This is a genomic window from Rothia terrae, from assembly GCF_012396615.1.
Taxonomy (GTDB): Bacteria; Actinomycetota; Actinomycetes; order Actinomycetales; family Micrococcaceae; genus Rothia; species Rothia terrae.
This window is the reverse complement of sequence record NZ_JAAXPV010000039.1, coordinates 1-1,307: the sequence shown is the minus strand read 5'-3', so window position 1 is coordinate 1,307 and position 1,307 is coordinate 1. Positions and strand designations below refer to the sequence as shown.

The 1,307-nt window shown below is 53.1% G+C and carries 1 protein-coding gene; it reads right to left on the bottom strand.

Annotated elements, in window-relative coordinates:
- Positions 1 to 22 precede the first annotated feature (22 nt).
- Positions 23 to 1,257, bottom strand: a protein-coding gene (locus HF984_RS11280) for an IS3 family transposase (RefSeq protein WP_210729731.1) whose coding sequence is annotated in 2 segments (ribosomal slippage) — positions 23 to 969 and positions 969 to 1,257 — 1,236 coding nt in all. Because the reading frame shifts where the segments join, the coding sequence is not laid out codon by codon here.
- Positions 1,258 to 1,307 lie beyond the last annotated feature (50 nt).

Below are 1,307 nucleotides of genomic sequence, written 5' to 3'. Positions count from 1 at the left end.
TGAAGTGCCCCGAGTTTTGTTCCTAGGCATTTGCCTTGATTTCTATTATCACTTGCGGCGGGTTCTGCTTCCAAAAATCGGTTTCCACCTCGACCGGGGTTCGGTACCCCAGGCTTTGGTGGAGCCTAGTCTCGTTCCACCATGACACCCACTCGAACGTCGCGATTTCTACCTCGACAACGTCATTCCACCTGCGAGTATGGATCAGCTCGTTCTTGTATGAGCCGTTAACGTTTTCAGCCAGAGCATTGTCATAGGAGTCGCCAACTGTTCCAGTGGAAGCGGCAATCCCGTGCTGGGCAAGACGCTCGTTGTAGACAACGCTGACGTACTGCGAGCCGTGATCCGAATGGTGAATGAGACCTGTTGTTTCCTCAGCACACGCGATCGCCTGGTTGAGAGCTTGCAGCGGCAATGCCTCGGTGCGCATAGAGTCTGATAACGCCCACCCAACGATCCGTCGGGAGTAAACGTCGGTGACAAACGCGGCATACACAAAGCCTTTCTTCGTGCGCACATACGTAATGTCAGCCACCCACAGCTTGTTCGGACCCTGGGCTTTGAATTCACGCTCGACCAAGTCCGGGCGCAGATCAGGCACATTAGGCTTACGGGTTGTAAGTGGTAATCTTCCTTTGCCTTTGCCAGAAACACCGGCCAGGCGCATTAAACGGGCAGTTTGTTCACGACCGATATCAATTCCGTCACGGTGAAGAGCATGCCACATTTTCCGTACACCGTAGACACCGTAATTATCCCGATGAATAGCACTAATGCGTTCAACCAGCACAGCATCACGAAGGCGACGAGCACTTAACCCACGGGCCTTGGACTGGCGATAGCCGCGCGAGGTAATGAACCCACCAGCGCGGTTATTCTTCAACGTCTTACAGATGAACTCGACAGAGAAACGATTCCGGTATTCATCGATGAACCGGATCATTTCCGACGTTTTGGGTCGAGTTCCGACGCGAAAAAAGCTGAAGCGGCCTTCAGCAGCTCATTAGTGTCGCGTAGCTCTTGATTTTCACGGCGTAACCTCGCGTTTTCGGCGGCCAGATCTTCAGGCACAGGTTCTGGGATGTTTCCCGCACGACGGGCCTGTTGAGTCCATTGACGAGCTGTGTGCCATGAAACCCCCAGCTTTGGAGCTACTGCCTGGCACGCGGCTTGCATCGACATATTTTCCGCCAAGATGCGGTCCTCTACAAGACGGACCACACGGTCCTTTGCATCCTGGTCAAATTTTCTTGGCATATTCCAGATTTTCCCATCTACTCAAACGGAACAAAACCTGGGACACTTCA